The sequence below is a fragment of the Magnetofaba australis IT-1 genome (assembly GCF_002109495.1).
In the GTDB taxonomy this organism is placed as follows: Bacteria; Pseudomonadota; Magnetococcia; order Magnetococcales; family Magnetococcaceae; genus Magnetofaba; species Magnetofaba australis.
Window position 1 is genome coordinate 623,990 of sequence record NZ_LVJN01000020.1, and the last position, 16,744, is coordinate 640,733.

The 16,744-nt window shown below is 63.2% G+C and carries 16 protein-coding genes; 5 read left to right on the forward strand and 11 right to left on the reverse strand.

From position 1 onward, the window contains the following. Positions 1 to 329 precede the first annotated feature (329 nt). The 3 genes from MAIT1_RS14990 to thiS form a co-directional block, all read right to left on the reverse strand. Positions 330 to 623, reverse strand: coding sequence for a hypothetical protein (locus MAIT1_RS14990; protein ID WP_158089530.1), 294 nt, complete (start codon positions 621 to 623; stop codon positions 330 to 332). A 106-nt stretch (positions 624 to 729) separates the two neighbouring features. Continuing rightward, positions 730 to 1,287: a hypothetical protein gene (locus tag MAIT1_RS14995; RefSeq protein WP_085444371.1), complete on the reverse strand. Its 558-nt coding sequence runs from the start codon at positions 1,285 to 1,287 to the stop codon at positions 730 to 732. A gap of 15 nt (positions 1,288 to 1,302) precedes the next feature. Beyond that, complete coding sequence (thiS, locus tag MAIT1_RS15000) at positions 1,303 to 2,289, reverse strand: sulfur carrier protein ThiS (RefSeq protein WP_085444372.1); 987 nt, start codon at positions 2,287 to 2,289, stop codon at positions 1,303 to 1,305. A gap of 236 nt (positions 2,290 to 2,525) precedes the next feature. On the opposite strand from thiS, the gene MAIT1_RS15005 reads away from it, so the two are divergent. From MAIT1_RS15005 to MAIT1_RS15025, 5 genes are all read left to right on the forward strand, one after another. Next, complete coding sequence (locus tag MAIT1_RS15005) at positions 2,526 to 3,620, forward strand: hypothetical protein (protein ID WP_085444373.1); 1,095 nt, start codon at positions 2,526 to 2,528, stop codon at positions 3,618 to 3,620. 233 nt (positions 3,621 to 3,853) lie between these two features. After that, a complete protein-coding gene (gene aroQ / locus MAIT1_RS15010; protein ID WP_085444374.1) occupies positions 3,854 to 4,315 on the forward strand; it encodes a type II 3-dehydroquinate dehydratase in 462 nt (153 codons plus the stop codon). A gap of 41 nt (positions 4,316 to 4,356) precedes the next feature. After that, a complete protein-coding gene (gene accB / locus MAIT1_RS15015; protein ID WP_198947913.1) occupies positions 4,357 to 4,911 on the forward strand; it encodes an acetyl-CoA carboxylase biotin carboxyl carrier protein in 555 nt (184 codons plus the stop codon). A gap of 20 nt (positions 4,912 to 4,931) precedes the next feature. Further along, a complete protein-coding gene (gene accC, locus MAIT1_RS15020) occupies positions 4,932 to 6,275 on the forward strand; it encodes an acetyl-CoA carboxylase biotin carboxylase subunit (protein WP_085444375.1) in 1,344 nt (447 codons plus the stop codon). Positions 6,276 to 6,297: 22 nt separating this feature from the next. Beyond that, on the forward strand, positions 6,298 to 6,849 hold the full coding sequence (locus MAIT1_RS15025; protein ID WP_158089531.1) for a phosphoribosyltransferase: 552 nt from the start codon (positions 6,298 to 6,300) through the stop codon (positions 6,847 to 6,849). Positions 6,850 to 7,056: 207 nt separating this feature from the next. On the opposite strand, the gene MAIT1_RS15030 is transcribed toward MAIT1_RS15025, so the two are convergent. The 8 genes from MAIT1_RS15030 to MAIT1_RS15065 form a co-directional block, all read right to left on the reverse strand. Further along, a complete protein-coding gene (locus MAIT1_RS15030; protein ID WP_085444377.1) occupies positions 7,057 to 9,279 on the reverse strand; it encodes a DUF748 domain-containing protein in 2,223 nt (740 codons plus the stop codon). Then, positions 9,276 to 10,736: an Asp-tRNA(Asn)/Glu-tRNA(Gln) amidotransferase subunit GatB gene (gatB, locus tag MAIT1_RS15035; protein ID WP_085444378.1), complete on the reverse strand. Its 1,461-nt coding sequence runs from the start codon at positions 10,734 to 10,736 to the stop codon at positions 9,276 to 9,278. Before gatB ends, MAIT1_RS15030 begins: the two co-directional genes overlap by 4 nt. A 207-nt stretch (positions 10,737 to 10,943) precedes the next feature. Further along, positions 10,944 to 12,392: an Asp-tRNA(Asn)/Glu-tRNA(Gln) amidotransferase subunit GatA gene (gene gatA, locus MAIT1_RS15040; RefSeq protein ID WP_085445908.1), complete on the reverse strand. Its 1,449-nt coding sequence runs from the start codon at positions 12,390 to 12,392 to the stop codon at positions 10,944 to 10,946. 51 nt (positions 12,393 to 12,443) lie between these two features. Further along, complete coding sequence (gene gatC / locus MAIT1_RS15045) at positions 12,444 to 12,731, reverse strand: Asp-tRNA(Asn)/Glu-tRNA(Gln) amidotransferase subunit GatC (protein ID WP_085444379.1); 288 nt, start codon at positions 12,729 to 12,731, stop codon at positions 12,444 to 12,446. Between the two features lie 192 nt (positions 12,732 to 12,923). Further along, entirely contained in the window at positions 12,924 to 14,138 is a 1,215-nt protein-coding gene (locus MAIT1_RS15050) for a pyridoxal phosphate-dependent aminotransferase (protein ID WP_085444380.1), read from the reverse strand. 173 nt (positions 14,139 to 14,311) lie between these two features. After that, entirely contained in the window at positions 14,312 to 14,980 is a 669-nt protein-coding gene (gene rsxE / locus MAIT1_RS15055; RefSeq protein WP_085444381.1) for an electron transport complex subunit RsxE, read from the reverse strand. A 64-nt stretch (positions 14,981 to 15,044) separates the two neighbouring features. Next, the gene (rsxG, locus tag MAIT1_RS15060) at positions 15,045 to 15,659 is read right to left on the reverse strand and encodes an electron transport complex subunit RsxG (protein WP_085444382.1); all 615 of its coding nucleotides are present in this window, start codon (positions 15,657 to 15,659) and stop codon (positions 15,045 to 15,047) included. Further along, the gene (locus MAIT1_RS15065) at positions 15,659 to 16,729 is read right to left on the reverse strand and encodes an RnfABCDGE type electron transport complex subunit D (protein WP_085444383.1); all 1,071 of its coding nucleotides are present in this window, start codon (positions 16,727 to 16,729) and stop codon (positions 15,659 to 15,661) included. Before MAIT1_RS15065 ends, rsxG begins: the two co-directional genes overlap by 1 nt. Positions 16,730 to 16,744 lie beyond the last annotated feature (15 nt).

Below are 16,744 nucleotides of genomic sequence, written 5' to 3' on the forward strand. Positions count from 1 at the left end.
CTAAGCCTCACACATCAGTGGACATTTTCTCTTGCCGTGGCGGAGCGGACCATACATGGGCGGAGCCCACGGTTTGGATGTTGACCTTGGGAGCTCGAGGGCGTAGCCCTCGATATCTTCCAGCGCCCATATGTTCACATTTGGATGCTAGCGACTATTTTTCCGGAACCGCTAATGTCCCATTTTGAATTCGACTGAGCACACGAATTTCTGCTCAGAGCGTCGGGCCTTGCATGCTCAACGGAAGCCGCAACGAAGCACATTCCAGACACAAAAAAACCCGCCGTTTGGCGGGTTTTTTTGTGTTCTGATCTTCAAGCCACAGCGGCTTACTTCATCATGCTGTGTTCGAAGGTGCGCGTGGCGCGCGTGGCGGCGGCGCGGGCCGAATCTTCGGCCATTTGAGCGCTTTTGAGGGCGCGCTCGGCGTCTTGCTGAGCCATGGTGGCGGCGGATTTGGCCTCGCCAGCCATACGCTTGGCTTCCTCAGCAGCCATGCGAGCCGCTTTGGACTCGTTGGCGGCGGACTCAAGCATGGCGCGGTCTTCGTCGCTGAGGCTGGCGCAGCCACCGGCCAACATCATGCCGGCGCCGAGAACCAGGGCGGTAATTTTGGTGTTCATGCGCATTATTCCTCTCTCCTTGGCGTCGGAAAAGCCAGTCAATAGTGGCCATAGCGTAACGGGTGCACGCGACAAACGCCAGTGTTTTTTGATGATTGGATGATGTTTACGGTTCAGATCGGTTGCGGAACAGGTCAAACAGGCCGCGTCGACTCACCTGCTTGTCCAGATGTTGGCTCACCGACTGGCGACGCGGCGTTTGGCGTTTGTCGCCCGCGTGGCGTTGCTCGGCGGCGGCCTCCAGGGCGTCGGCGCTGTTGAGAAAGTCGCGCGGATTGCGCAATAGCGCCTGCACGAAGTGGTGTCCGGTCTCCGGCTCCCAGGCGATCACCACCGGGATGGCGCGCTCTTCAATCCGCAGCAGGGCGCCCTGACCGGCGGCCACGCGGCCTTCGGCGTCGGGCTCCAGGGACAGAGCCGACTCAATGGGTGGAACCATATCTTGCGGCGCCTTCCACCAGATGCGCTCCACCCCCCAGGGCGCCGCCAGTAGCGCCGACGGCGTCGCCGTGGGCGACGCGGGCGGCTCCATGCGCACCTCCAGCGACAGGCGCATGTTGAGGTCCGGGCGTTCCGGGTTGAGGCCGCCGAGCACGCGCTCGGCGGCCACCCGCAGCGCCACCGGGTCGGGCCAGCGGCAGTCCCAGATGGGGTGATCGCTCACAGCGTTCTCCCAGCCTCAGAAGAAGGTCCCGTCCAGCGGACTGGATGCGGTGGCGTAGAGCTTCTTGGGCATGCGACCGGCGAGGAAGGAGTCGCGCCCCGCCTGCACTGCGCGGCGCATGGCGCGGGCCATGCGGATGGGGTCCTGCGCCCCGGCGATGGCGGTGTTCATCAGCACCCCCTCGCAACCCAATTCCATGGCGATGGCCGCATCGGAGGCGCAGCCGACGCCTGCATCCACCAGCACTGGCACATTGGCCTGTTCGATGATGATTTTGAGGGTGTAGGGGTTGCGCACCCCCAGGCCGGAGCCGATGGGCGCGCCCAGCGGCATTACCGCCACGCAGCCCATCTCCTCAAACCGCTTGCACATGGTGGGATCGTCGGTGGTGTAGACCATCACCTTGAAACCCTCTTTGATGAGGGTCTCGGCGGCTTTGAGGGTCTCCACATTGTTGGGCCACAGATACTTGTCGTCGGAGAGCACCTCCAGCTTGACCAGATCCCAGCCGCCCGCCTCGCGCGCCAGGCGCAGGGTGCGCACCGCATCCTCAGCGGTGTAGCAACCGGCGGTGTTGGGCAGGTAGGTGTACTTCTTGGGGCTGACGAAGTCGGTCAGCATGGGCGCCTTGGGGTCGCTCACATTGACCCGGCGCACCGCCACGGTGACGATCTCTGCGCCGGACTCCTCAATGGCGATGGCGGTCTCTTCAAAGTCCTTGTACTTGCCGGTGCCCACCAGCAGGCGGCTGGTGAAGGTCTTGTCGGCTACGCTCCAGGTGTCTTCCGCCTCGGGCTGGCCGGAGCCGCCGCCAATGAAGTGCACCACCTCGATGCGGTCTTCGGCGCTTAGGACGGTGTCGTCGAAGCGCTCCTTGGGCACCACCTCCAGGTTGCGCTCCACCGCTACGCGCCCGGCGGTCAGCTCCAACTGTTGCAGCAGTTGCGCCACGGTGGCGCCGTCGGTGATCTCGTGGTTCTCGCCATTGAGCTGAATCTGCATGGTTCGACCTCATTGCTGACGCGCAACGCCGGGGTGGTCACGGCGCGTTGCGCAGGTGTTTATCCAATGTGGGAATCAACGCGCAGCATACGGATTGCCCCGGCGGGGGACAACCCGTTTTCACCTCAGAATGATTCCCGGGGATGCGTCGGCGCGAATGAACGGCTACACTGCCAACATTGGATGGCGCGCGCGCCATTTGGTTTCGACTCGCAGTGGCGATAGAGGGGCGGCTTGTGACCCAGGAAGCGCAAACGTTTGTCAATCAGATCGTATCCCTGGCGCGGGAAGCGCGGGTGGATGCAGCGCAACAGGCGCTGGGGGAGATGATTCGCGAGCGGCCCGAAGAGGTGGCGCAGTGGTATTTGATGGCGCGGCTGCTGGGCGCGGGCGAGCAGGGCTGGGATGCGCGCATCGAAAGCGAACTGGCCAAACTGGGCGCGGCCCCGGCGCAGGTGTTCCGCAAGGCGTTGGCGGCCATGGAGGAGGCCATCGCCGAGGATGCCGCCGCTAGAGAAACCCCGGCGCAAACGCGCGCGGATTGCGAACCTGAGGCGGATGTCGCCGCTGAGGAGAGCTTGGCGGATGCTGCGGAATCTGAAGTCGAAGAGGAGCCGCCTGCCGAAATGGCTTTGATTGACGCCCACTCCGAAGCCCTGGCCCGAGCTTCGGAGGCGACCATTGAGAGCTCAGACGCCACTATGGATGTATCGGGACTGGCGGTGGAGAATACCGATGCCGCCATTAAAGCCTCCGGGCATGCGGTGGACGCCTCTTCCGCCGCTATCGAGGCGTCAGAAGCCGCCGTGAAGGCGACCGGAGGCGTGGCGGCTGAGGAAACGCCAGTTGAAGCGGAGGCGTCCGCCGATGCGCCCCCGGCCAGCGCTGAGGCGGCGCCGGATGTTGAGAGTGCAGTGTCCGAGGAGGCGGAGTCGCAAGCCGCTATTGTGTTGGACGAAGCGTCTGAGGCAGGGGAAGGCGCCATCGCTGAGGCGGCGGCCAGCGTCGAAGAGGCGTCTGAGATTACTGAAGAGGCGCCGGTGGCGGAAGGCGAGGCTGCGGCGCATGACGCTTTCCCGGTCGCTGACCCGGTGGAGCTGCAAGCCAACAGCGCTCCGTTTGATCCCCAGGGCGCGCAATTGAGCCGTCTGCGCAGCGCTTTGGACGGCGTGGCGCGCTATCGCAACCAAGCGCGGGCGGTGGGCAATCTGCGCCAGGTGTTGAGCCGATTGAGTCGTAGCGCGTCGCCGCGCCAGGAGGATCCCCGCGCGGCGCGTCTGCGCGCCTGTCTGGATGGCGTGGCGCGCTATCGTCAGGGGGTGGCGGAGTAGCCTCTCAGCAGGGCTTTCCCTGAATTCCCGGATACCCACATAATTGCGTTTTTTGGCCGGATATTGGCCAAAACGCCGCCAAATCGCCTCGAAAATGACAAAAAAAGCACATTTTTTACATTTTCCTCCTGACCTTCCCGCAACATTGTCTCTATAATCCCCTTCCATCCTATGCAACGCCCTTTTTGCGCAGTCGGCGCGCAGGTGGGGCGGGTAGCGTGAAGCGGGGCGAAATGTCGCAACAAGCGTGGCGAATTCTGGTGGTCAATGGTCCCAACCTGAATATGTTGGGACTCAGAGAGGCGCATCTGTATGGCGCCTTGACCCTGGAGGATGTGGAGCAGCTGTGTCGCCAGCGCGCCGAAGGGTTGGGCGCCAGCCTGGCGTTTATGCAGAGCAACCATGAAGGCGTGCTGGTGGATCGCATCCAGCAGGCGCGTGAAGACGCCGACCTGGTGATCATCAACCCCGCAGCCTATACCCACACCTCAGTGGCGATTCGCGATGCGCTGCTGGCGGCGGATAAACCGGTTATTGAAGTGCATATCAGCAACATTCACAAGCGCGAACCGTTTCGACATCACTCCTATGTGAGCGATATCGCCGTCGGGCAGGTGGTGGGGCTGGGGGTGGCGGGCTACGGCTACGCCATTGAAGCGGGCGTGGCCTATCTAAACGCCCAACAACAGGATTGAGCGCAACGCGCGCGGGGAATATCAAGCCCCCCGCAGCGCCCATGAACAATGATAACGCCGCCGCACGGCGCGGCATTGAGAAACGCAAGGTTTCGGGAGAAAGCGGCATGGATCTCAAAGAGATTCGTCAATTGGTGAAAATGTTGGAAGGCACCGACGTGTCGGAGATTGAAGTGGAGCGTGACGGCGCCAAAGTGCGCGTGGCGCGCGCCTTGGGTCCGGCGCCTGGAACCACCATGGTGGCCATGGCGCCGCCCGCCGCCGCGCCCATGCCCGCCTATGCCCCCGCAGCGCCCGCCGCCATGGGCGCGCCCGTTGATGACGGCGCCGGTTCCCACGCCGCCGCTTTTCCCAACGCCACGGCGGTGACCTCGCCCATGGTGGGCACCTATTATAAATCGCCGTCGCCGGACGCTGCGCCGTTTGTCAAAGAGGGCGATGTGGTGGAGAAGGGGCAGACCCTGTGCATCATCGAAGCGATGAAGCTGATGAATGAGATCGAAGCCGAGCAGTCGGGACGCATCGTCAAGATCCTGGTGGATAACGCCACCCCGGTGGAGTTTGGCGAAGAGCTGTTCCTCATCGAACCCGTCTGACCGAGTCTGGATCCCCGCCCATGTTCAGTAAAATCCTCATCGCCAACCGTGGCGAAATCGCCCTGCGCATCCATCGCGCGTGCAAGGAGTTGGGCATCCAGACAGTGGCGGTGCACTCCACCGCCGACGTCGACGCCATGCACGTGCGCCTGGCCGACGAGTCGGTGTGCATCGGCCCGCCGTCGTCGCTGGACTCCTATCTCAACATCTCCTCCATTATGGCCGCCGCCGAGATCACCGACGCCGAGGCGATCCATCCCGGCTACGGATTTCTCTCCGAGAACGCCGAGTTCGCCGAGATCGTCAAAGCCTCCGGCATCACCTTCATCGGTCCCGAGCCCGAGGCGATCCGCCTGATGGGCAACAAGGTGCAGGCGCGCAAAACCGTGGCCAAATACGGCATCCCGGTGGTGCCCGGCTCCGAAGGCGCCATCAAGAGCGATAAAGAGGCGCTGAAGCTGGCCAAGGAGATCGGTTTCCCGGTCATCATCAAGGCAGTGGGCGGCGGCGGCGGACGCGGCATGAAGGTGGTGCACGCCGAGCCGGGGCTGATCAACGCCTATTCGGTGGCCAAAACCGAAGCCATGCAGTTCTTCCGCAACGACGCCATCTACATCGAGAAGTTCCTCGAAGCGCCGCGTCACGTGGAGATCCAGGTGCTGTGCGACAAGCACGGCAACGCCATCCACCTGGGCGAGCGCGACTGCTCTTTGCAGCGCCGTCACCAGAAGGTGTTGGAGGAGGCGCCGTCTCCCGCCGTCACCCCGGAGCAGCGCAATCAGCTGGGCAAGCTGGCCGCCGAGACCGCCGCGGCGATCAAGTACGTGGGCGCGGGCACCTTCGAGTTCCTGTTCGACAAGGGCAACTTCTACTTCCTGGAGATGAACACCCGCATCCAGGTGGAGCATCCGGTGACCGAACTGATCACCGGGGTGGATCTGGTCAAAGAGCAGATCCGCGTGGCCGCTGGCGAAAAGCTCACCCTGACCCAGGAGGAGGTGGTGTTGGAAGGGTGCGCCATCGAGTGTCGCATCAACGCCGAGGACCCGCAGACCTTCATCCCCTCGCCGGGAGTGATCACCGAGTACCACGCCCCGGGCGGCGGCGGCGTGCGGGTGGACGCCGGGGTGTATGGCGGCTATCGCATTCCGCCTCACTACGACTCCATGATCGGCAAGTTGATCACTTGGGGCGGGGATCGCGCCGAGGCCATGGCGCGTATGCGCCGGGCTCTGGATGAGTATGTCATCGGCGGCGTGCGCACCACCATTCCGCTGCACAAGCGCATCCTGCAGGATGGCGCCTTCATCAGCGGCGAGTACGATCTGCACTTCCTGGAGCGCCTGTTGGGCGGCTCCAAATAAGACCAGGAGCGTCGCGCAGCCGATGAGTCAATCCGACCCCCTCCCGCACCTGAAGCCTTTGATCGACGCCGACCTGCTGGCGGAGCGCATCGCCGAGTTGGCGGCGCAGATCGAAGGCGATATTCAGCAGCAGGGGTTGGATGCGGTGCTGGCCATCGCCCTGAAAGGGGGCTTTCTGTTCGGCGCCGATCTACTGCGTGCGCTGTCGGCGCCGCTGCCGGTGGTGTTCGTGATGGATCGTCCCGACGCCCAGGATGAGGCGGATCTGGCGCTGTGCAACAGCGATCCTGACCTCATCGTCGGGCGCGATGTGATTCTGGTGGATGCGCTATTGGACTCCGGCGGCAGCGCCAAGCGGCTGCTGAGCGGATTGCGGCGCTATCAACCGCATTCCGTGCGGTTGGCGGTGCTGCTGCACAAGACGGTGGATCGCGCCGAACCTCTGCCGGTCAGTTATCTGGGGTTTGAGACCCCGGATCTGCGTCTGGTGGGGTATGGGCTGGACGAGGATCAGCGCTATCGCGGTCTGGACGCCATCCACGCCTGGCACTGCGGCGACAACACCCCTTGTTGACGCGCACGCTGGGCTGTTGGCTGCGCAACCAAATTGCACAGAAACGCGTAATGTTTGCGTGACGTAGCCTGAGCTTGCGCTGACTGTTGGCCGTTCTGTGCAGTTTTAGTTTTGATTTATTATAGAGGGCTGAGCCCTCGTTATCCTTCATCGCCAAAATCGCCAATGTCCAATTGTGAAATTGACTGATGATCGTGTGAATACTCCCTAGTTTCCTTTGAGCTGGCGAATCTGATCGGCGCTCCCTTCCAATACCAGTTTGTGCTCCTGCCCCTCCGGCCCGATGCGAGTCAGGTTTAACGTATGCTTGCCATCGGCGTTAACCAGGGCGCGTCCCTCAAAATGGGTGCGGCCCACGTCGATGCGTAGATTCTCCAACAGCCAGTGCCCCTGTTGATGCACGAAGTGGCCACTGGCGCGGTCCCAATGGAAATATCCTTCTGGCTCAGAGAAGAGGTCGGGATTCTCACCCTCGGTGGGGTTAACGAGGCCCAACATGCGTTCACCATTGAGTCCCGCCACGCGGCCGGGTTCCACTGAGAGCGCGCCAGCCAGGAATGGCGACTCGATCAAGTGGCTCTGTTGGTCCAGTAGCGCCATCACTTCACCCTGGGCGTTGAGAACGCCCTCGACCCGCAACGGCGTTCTGTCGCTAGGCGTGACCGCCTTGAAGCGCTGGAATAGCGCGCTGTTGCGCGCAATGGCGCGGTCCACTTGGCGCAATGACACCCCCTGCACGCTAAACTGCCCCAACACGCGTCGAGGCGGCTGTTCCAAATTGAGGGTGAGCGCGGTCTCAAAGTGGCCGCCTAAGGCGTCAAAACGGAGTTGGGGCGCGCTGATGGCGTTCTCATCGGCCTGCACGCGCACCGCCAGGCGCCGCCAGGGCAGATCCATGATGGCGCCGGTGGGCGCGTGGGCCTGACCCTCCACGCGCCAGTGTCGCTCAGCGTCGCGGGTGACGCCCAACTCCAGATGCGCCATACCCTCAATGCGCCACTCCGCCGAGCGTGGAAAGAGCTCCGGCAGCGCCTCCAGCTTCCACTGGCCCACCGCGCGCAGTTCGGTGCGCGGCCAGAGTGGGCCAAAGAATTTGAGGATGTCGCCGCCGCGGCGGGTGAGGGTCAGCTCATCGGCAATCACCTTGCCCGCGCTCTGGGAGAAGTGGCCGCGCAGCGTCAGCGGCGCGCCAATGGGTTTCTCCAGCGCTGGGGGGAGGGCCCAGGCGGCGTCGCTCAAATCCAACTCCGCGCGCAGACTCAGGTTGTCCGGCAATCCCCCTTGCAGATGCAAGCGTCCTTGCGCCAGTCCGGTATGCAGTCCGATGCGATCGCGCCAGCGTTGTGGCAACAAGGCCACCGGCATCGGTTTGAGGGCGTTCAGACGCAGATCCACGCGTTGCGCCGGGGCCATCTGCAGTCGGCCCGACATGCGCGCCACTGGCGCGCTATCAATATACAGGTAAGATTCGCCCAATTCGCCGCCCACATCGCCGGGGCGCGCCCATAGGGTGGATTGCTGCCGCCAGGCCAGATCGATATGCAGCGGCTCGGCCTTAGGGTCGTCGGAGCGGCCATCACTGAGGAGCAGATCGTCGAACTCCAGGCGCAGACGGGTGGAGAGGGCGTCGCTGAGTTTGCCGTGGATCAGCGCCGAGGCGTAGCCGCGTTCGGCATGAGCGGTGGGGGGAATTTCCGGGAACAGTTCGGTGAGGTTGCCCAACGCCACCGATTTGGCCTCCAGATTGAGCAGGATAGGCATCTGCCGCACATCCAGATCGGCGGGCAGGGGACCCAACTGGCCGGTGAGGGTGACCGGCACTTTGGAGACTTCCGCATTGGCGCGCAGGTTGGCGATGTGGCCAGGGGCCAGATCCCGCGCGGTCAAATCCAGTTTGGCCACGCGCAAGGTGCGCTTGAACGGTGAGGCGCGATCGATCAGCGTCACCGAGCCGCGGCGAATGTTGAACACGCCGATGCTGGTTTGGTCCACGTAGGGCTGCAGCGCTTCGCGGAGTTTCTGGCTGCTTTCGCGGGCCTTATCCTGCGCTGCGCCCAGCAGATTGATGGGCTTGAGCTGAATATGGTGGAACTCGGGCGACACCAGGGTGATGGAGGAGAGGTGCGGCTTGTCGCCCAATAAAAAGGTGAGTCCCACGCCCACTTCCGCCAGGGGAATGCGCGCCAGCGGCGGGGCTTTGGGGTCGTCAGAGGGGATCACCACGTCTTTCAGACGCAGGGTCACGCCGCTGGTGGGCAGAAAGTCCATCTCGCCCACCAGCGCGGCGCGCCCGGTGATCTGTTGCAGAATCGCCAGAACCTGGGGGCGGTATTTCTCTGCGTCCATGCGCATGACGCCCAGCGACAGGGCGCCCAATACCGTCAACCCCACCGCCGCCGCCAGCAGGATAATGGCGGCGCGTCGGTTCATCCGTCCAGTTTCGCTTTGAGCAGCTTGTTGACCACGCCGGGGTTGGCTTTGCCGCGGGTGGCCTTCATCACTTGGCCGACGAAGAAGCCGAACAGTTTGTTCTGACCGTTTTTATACTGCTCCACCTGCTGCGCGCTGGCCGCCAGGACCTTGTCCACTTCGGCCTCAATGGCGCCTTCGTCGGTCACCTGCTTGAGCCCTTTGGCTTCGATAATGGCGTCGGGGCTATCGCCGCTTTCGTACATGGCGGCGAACACCTCTTTGGCGATCTTGCCGCTGATGGTGTTATCGACGATGCGCGCCACCAACAGGCCCAGATTCTCTGCGCTCACCGGCGAGTCGGTGATCTCACGGCCCTCTTTGTTGATCACCCCCAGCAGTTCGGTGGTGACCCAGTTGGCGGCGATTTTGGGCTCGGGTTTGCCCGCTTTGGCCACGGCGGCCACAACGGTTTCGTAGTAGTCGCCCAATTCGCGGCTGGCGGTGAGCACGGCGGCGTCGTAGTGGGAGAGGTTGAACTCCGCTTCAAAGCGCGCGCGCTTGGCGTCGGGCAGCTCAGGCAAGGTGGAGCGCACGCGGTCGATGCGCTCGTCGCCGAAGGTCAAGCGCGGCAGGTCGGGCTCGGGGAAGTAGCGGTAGTCGTGGGCCTCCTCCTTGCCGCGCATGGAGCGGGTTTCGGACTTGTTGGCGTCCCACAGACGCGTCTCCTGGATCACCTTGCCGCCCTCTTCGATGAGGTCGATCTGGCGTTCGGCCTCGAACTCGATGGCGCGCATGACGTTGCGGATGGAGTTGAGGTTCTTCAACTCGCAGCGGGTGCCAAACTCCTTGACCCCGTGCTTGCGCACCGACACGTTGGCGTCGCAGCGGAACGAACCCTCTTCCATATTGCCGTCGCACACCTCCAGGTAGCGCACCAGGGCGCGCAATTTCTTCAGATAGGCCCCAGCTTCGGCGGCGCTGCGCATATCCGGCTCGGAGACGATCTCCATCAGCGGCACGCCGGTGCGGTTCAGGTCCACATGGGAGGCGCCGACGATGCCCTCATGCAGGTTCTTGCCGGCGTCCACCTCCATATGGATGCGGGTCACGCCGATGCGCTTCTCCGGCACCTCCTTGTCCTCGATCATCAGGTGGCCATGCTCGACGATGGGGTATTCGAACTGGCTGATCTGATACCCGGCGGGCAGGTCGGGGTAAAAGTAGTTCTTGCGTGAGAACTCGCTCATTTTGTTGATGGTTCCGTCGATGGCCAGGCCGGTTTTGATGGCCATGTCCACCGCCGCGCCGTTGATCACCGGCAGGGCGCCGGGCTGGGCGGAGCAGACCGGGCAGATCTGCGTGTTGGGCTCGGCGCCAAAAGCGGTGCTGCAGCCGCAGAACAGCTTGGAGTTGGTGCGCATCTGCGCATGCACTTCCAGGCCGATAACCAGTTCGTAGTCGGGATCGATGGACATGGTGGCGATTCCGCTTTCGTCAAATATCAAGAGAAGTGCGGGAGTTGTTTGGAATCATGAAAGATATCGAGGGCTTCGCCCTCAAGCTCCCAACCGCCAAACCTTGGGGCTCCGCCCCAAACCCCGCTGGGGGCGCGGCCCCCAGACCCCAGAAAAGTCGGCCATAAATGTCCGACTTTTCCACCTGTTTAGTTTCCAGCGTTCTATTTAACCTGGGCGCTTGGTATGCCAGTCGGTGGCCTGCTGGTAAGCGTGGGCTGTGTTCAGCAGCGTCGCTTCGTCCAGCGCCTTGCCAATCAACTGCATGCCGATGGGCAGCCCCTGGCTGTCGAAACCGCACGGCAACGACATCCCCGGCAGACCCGCCAGATTGACGTTGATGGTGAAGATGTCGGTCAGGTACATCTGCACCGGATCATTGATCTTCTCGCCAAACTTGAACGCGGTGCTGGGCGAGGTGGGCGTAAGCATCACGTCGCACTGCTTGAACGCTTCGGCGAACTCATTGCTGATCAGACGCCGCGCCTTCTGCGCCTTACGATAGTAGGCGTCGTAGTAACCCGAAGAGAGCGCGTAGGTGCCCAGCATGATGCGGCGTTTGACCTCGGCGCCGAAGCCCTCGGCGCGGGTGCGCGAGTAGAGGTCGGTCAAATCCTGCGGATCTTCGCAACGATGGCCGTACTTGACGCCGTCGTAGCGCGACAGGTTGGCCGAGCACTCCGCCGGGGCCAGGATATAGTAGGTGGGGATGGCGTAGTCGGTGTTGGGCAGCGACACCGGGACCAACTCCGCGCCCAACTGCTTGTAAACCGCTTGCGCCTGCTCCACCGCCGCGCGGGTCTCTGCTTCCAGCCCTTCGCCAAAGTACTCGGCGGGGATGCCGATCTTCAGCCCTTTGACGTCGCCGGTGAGGGCGGCGCTGTAGTCGGGAACCGGGGCGTTGATGCTGGTGGAGTCCGCCGGGTCATGACCGGCCATGGCTTGCAGGAGAATCGCCGCATCCTCCGCCGAGCGCGCCATGGGGCCCGCCTGATCCAGCGATGAGGCGAAGGCGATCATGCCAAAGCGCGAAATGCGCCCGTAGGTGGCCTTCAATCCGGTGAGATTGGTCAGCGCTGAGGGCTGACGGATGGAGCCGCCAGTATCGGTGCCGGTGGCCGCCGCCGCCAGCGCGCCGGAGACCGCCGCCGCCGAGCCGCCGGAAGAGCCGCCGGGGGTGCGCTCGGTATCCCACGGATTGCGCGCCGCGCCAAAGCAACTGGTCTCGTTGGAGGAGCCCATGGCGAATTCGTCCATGTTGCTCTTGCCCAGGATCACCGCGCCCGCCTCTTTGAGCTTGCGCGTAACGGTGGCGTCGTAGGGCGGGATGTACTCTTTGAGGATGTTGGAGCAGCAGGTGGTGCGCAGCCCCTGGGTGCAGAACAGATCCTTGTGGGCGATGGGCGCGCCGGTGAGCGGCGTGGCGTCGCCTGCGGCGATGCGCGCATCAGCGGCGTCGGCAGCGGCGCGGGCACCATCGGCGTCCACGGTTACATAAGCGTTGAGGCGGCCATTGTCTTGTTCGATGCGGGCCAGATAGGCGTCGGTCAACTCCCGCGCGGAGATCTCTTTGGCGGCGAGTTTATCGGCGATCTGCCGCAGGGTCAGGTCGGTCAGTTCCACGGAAACAGGCTCCCGGTCATAGGCAAAAAAAGAGGAGGGCGAAGCTTATTCGATGATCTTGGGCACGCGGAAGCAGCCATCGGCGGCGTCCGGGGCGTTGCTCAGGATCGCTTCGCGCTTATTGTCGTTGGTGACCACGTCGGCGCGCTCAGGAATCGCCATCTCCACCGCATGGGCCATGGGCTCCACGCCATCGGTGGGCAGCGCATTGAGTTGTTCCATGGTGTCGAGAATGCGGGAGATCTGCTCGGTGTAGAGCGCGGTCTCTTCGTCCGAGATCTGCAGACGCGCCAGTGTGGCGACCTTGCGCACGGTTTCTTCGGTAATGGACATGATCGCTCCGTTTCGGATGCGGGAGAGTTCACTGGATTGTTCAGGCCAAGCGGCCATAAGGCAGGCGAAAAAATCTAACACAGTCGCCGCCGCCCATCAAGCGGGGGGCGCACTGGCGACCAACGCAAACGACCCCCGCCAGGGCGGGGGTCGCGCGTTGACTGCGCAGGCGCTGCGATGCAGCCGCAACGCTTAGCTTTCGGCCAGTTGTTGCGCCACCTTCTCCAGACGGTCCATGGCGCCCACCAGATCTTCCATGCTGGTGGCGTAGGAGAGGCGGAAGAAGGGATCCAGACCAAACGCCACCCCCGGCACAATGGCCACGCCCACCGCTTCGAGCAGGTAGTCGGCCAGCACCAGGGAGTCGGTGATGATCTTCTCTTCATCGCCGGGAACCGGCTTGCCGATGAAGCCCTTCACCGACGGGTAGGCGTAGAAGGCGCCTTCGGGTTTGCGGCAGCTCACGCCGGGCATGGCGTTGAGACGCTTGACCACGTAGTCGCGACGCTCCACGAAGGCTTCCAGCATGGGCTTGATCACGCCCTGATCGCCTGTCAGCGCCGCCAGCGCGCCCATCTGCGCAAACGAGGTGGCGTTGGAGGTGCTCTGGCCCTGGATCTTGCTCATGCCCTTGATCACATCCGCCGGACCCACCGCATAGCCGATGCGCCAGCCGGTCATGGAGTAGGCTTTGGCCACGCCATTGAGGATCACGGTGCGATCCTTCAGGTCCGGGGCGACGGTGAGGATGTTGTGAAATTTGAAGCCGTCATAGACGATCTTCTCGTAGATATCGTCGCTGATCACCCACACGTGGGGATGCTTGCGCAGCACCTCGGCCAGATCCTTGAGCTCCCAGTCGGGGTAGGCGGAGCCGGTGGGGTTGGAGGGCGAGCACAGCACCAGATATTTGGTCTTGGGGGTGATGGCCGCGTCCAGTTGGTCCGGGGTGATGCGGAAGCCGTTCTCTTCGCCGCAATCCACCAACACCGGTTTACCGCCCGCCAGGATGGTCATATCCGGATAGGAGACCCAGTAAGGCGAGGGGATGATCACTTCGTCGCCGGGATTGATGGTGGCTTGGGCCAGGTTGTAGAACGCCTGCTTGCCGCCCACGGTGATGATGGTCTCATCCACCGCGTACTCCAGCTTGCACTCATTCAGATACTTGGCGGCCACCGCTTCGCGCAGGGCGGGCACGCCCGGCACCGGAGTGTATTTGGTGAAGCCGTCGCGCAGCGACTTGATGGCGGCCTCTTTAATGTGCTCAGGGGTATCGAAATCGGGCTCGCCGGAGCCCAAACCGATGACGTCCTTGCCTGCCGCTTTGAGCGCTTTGGCCTTGGCGGTGATGGCCAGCGTGGCGGAGGGTTTTACTTGTTGTACGCGCTCGGACAGGATGCCCATGGTCTTTGCTCCAATTCAAAACAGGTGGGGTGGAAGTGGAACGTCGAAATCTTTATAGCCAACCTGTTGCAGGCGGGCAACGACGTTCGCCAATAAACTCTTCATGCAATAAAAAAAGCCAGCGTCGACCTGGTGAGTCGACGCTGGCTTGTCAACGGAAAACAACAGATCCGTTACGCCTGCGCCGGCTCGGGCTCAGGAGTTTTGGTTTTGGTTTTGGCTTTCTTCTCGGCGCTCTCTTCACGCTTCTTGTCGATCCACTTGACCGCCATGAGAATGAAGCCCAGAGCGATGAAGGCGCCCGGCGGCAGCACGAAGCCTAGCGCCGGGTGGAAGCTGTCGTTGAAGATATCCACGCCAAACACCTGCCCGGCGCCGAGGATCTCCCGCGCCGCGCCTAGCAGGAACAGCGCCAGGGTGAAGCCGAGGCCCGAGGCCAGACCATCAACGGCGGCTTTAAACACCGTGGTCTTGGAGGCGAACGCCTCAGCGCGGCCGAGAATGGCGCAGTTCACCACGATCAGCGGGATGAACAGACCCAGCACTTTGTGCAGGTCGTGCATCCAGGCGTTCATGGTCAGGTCCACCAGGGTCACGAAGCTGGCGATGACCACGATGTAGGAGGGGATGCGCACTTCGCTGGGGATGAAGTTGCGCACCGTGGCCACCACGGTGTTGGCGCCCAGCAGCACCACGGTGGAGGCCAGCCCCATGCCGATGCCGTTCATGGCGGTGGTGGTCACGCCCAGCAGCGGGCACATGCCCAGCAGCGCGGCGAACACCACGTTGTTGTTCCAAATGCCGTCAGCAATGATCTTGCTGTTAGGGGTCTCTTCACTCATGTTCCAGCCTCCCTGTTGGGGGCAAGCGATGCTCGCTCACAAAGCAAACCGATGCGGCCTGCCTTTAGGATTTGTCGTCGGCCTTGGCCGGGGGGTCGGCCAGGCACTTGGCTTTGTTTTCGGCAAAGAAGTCCAGACCGCGCTTGACCGCATTGACCACCGCGCGCGGGGTGATGGTGGCGCCGGCGAACTGGTCGAAGTGGCCGCCATCCTTCTTCACCGCCCATTTGACGCTGTTCTGGCTTTCGCCCTTGAACGATTCGGGCCAGTCGGTGACGACGATCTTGTCGCCCAGCCCCGGCGTCTCAGCGTGGGCCACCACTTTGATGCCGGTCAGCACGCCATCGGTGTTCAGACCCATCATGATGTCGATGTCGCCGGAGTAGCCGTCAGGGGCGGTGACCACATAGGCCACGCCGGTGACTTCGCCGCTGATGCGCGAACGGTAGAAGGTGACCGGCTTCTCTTTACGGTGCAGGCGCTTGTCCACCAGCACCACGGTGTCGCGGTCGGGTTCATTATCGAAACCGGGGGGCAGCACCTCTTTGAGCGCGGCCAGCACCTCCTGGCGCTTGGCTTCGGCGATGGGCCCTTTGGTGACGTCATACACGCTGGCCAGCACGGTGGTGGCCACGGCCCCCACGATGGTCAGCACAATGCCCATTTTGAGAATCTGCATCAGGCGTTCTCCTTGGCGCGCTTGCTCTTGCCGTAGACCACGGGGCGCGTGTACTGGTCGATGAGCGGCACCGCGCAGTTCATGATCACCACGGCGAAGCTCACCCCCTCGGGGTAGCCGGTCCAGGTGCGGATCACGTAGGTGAGGAAGCCGCAACCGGCGCCGAAGATGATCTGACCGCGGGGCGTCACCGGCGATGTGACCATATCGGTGGCCATGAAGAAGGCCCCCAGAATCAGGCCGCCGGTGAGCAGGTGGAACAGCGGATCGGGGTACTTGTCGCCATTGACCAGCCACATGATGGCGGCGGGCAGCAGGCAGCCCGCCAGCATGGCGGCGGGGATGTGCCAGCCGATCAGCTTTTTATGGATCATGTACAGACCGCCGCCCAGCAACAGAATGGCCGAGGTCTCGCCCAGGGAGCCGCCCATCTCGCCGGAGGCGGCGTTGATGTAGTCGAAACCGAAGGTGGTCATGAGCGCTTCATGCACCGTGCGGCCCAGACCCATCTCGGTCTTGTAGTGACCCAGCGGGGTGGCGGCGGTGATGGTGTCCATGGCCGCCGAGCCGTAGTCGCCGGAGAAGATGATGGAGAGCGACTGCATGAAGCTGAAGGCGTTGTCGCCGATGATGGGCGACACCTCCGGCCAGGTGGTCAACTCCACCGGGAAGGAGATCAGCAGGAATACGCGGGCGATGAGGGCCGGGTTGAACATGTTGTAGCCCAGGCCGCCGTAGACCTGTTTGCCCACGCCGATGGCGAACACGCCGCCCACCACACAGATCCACCAGGGGCTGTGGGGCGGCAGGGTGAGCGCCAGCAGGATGCCGGTGAGCGCCGCCGACCCGTCATGCAGGGTGGAGGGGCGTCCGCGCAGGGCGTTGGCGATGAACTCGGTCACCATGCAGGCGGCGGTGGTGATGACGATCACCAGCAGCGCCGGGAAGCCGAACAGGCCCACCGACAGCAGGGTGGCCGGCATCAGCGCGGCGATCACCGTGTGCATCACCTTGGGTATGGAGTCGCCGCCATGCACGTGGGGCGAAGAACTAAATGTCAAGCTGCTCATGATCTATCCCGATTG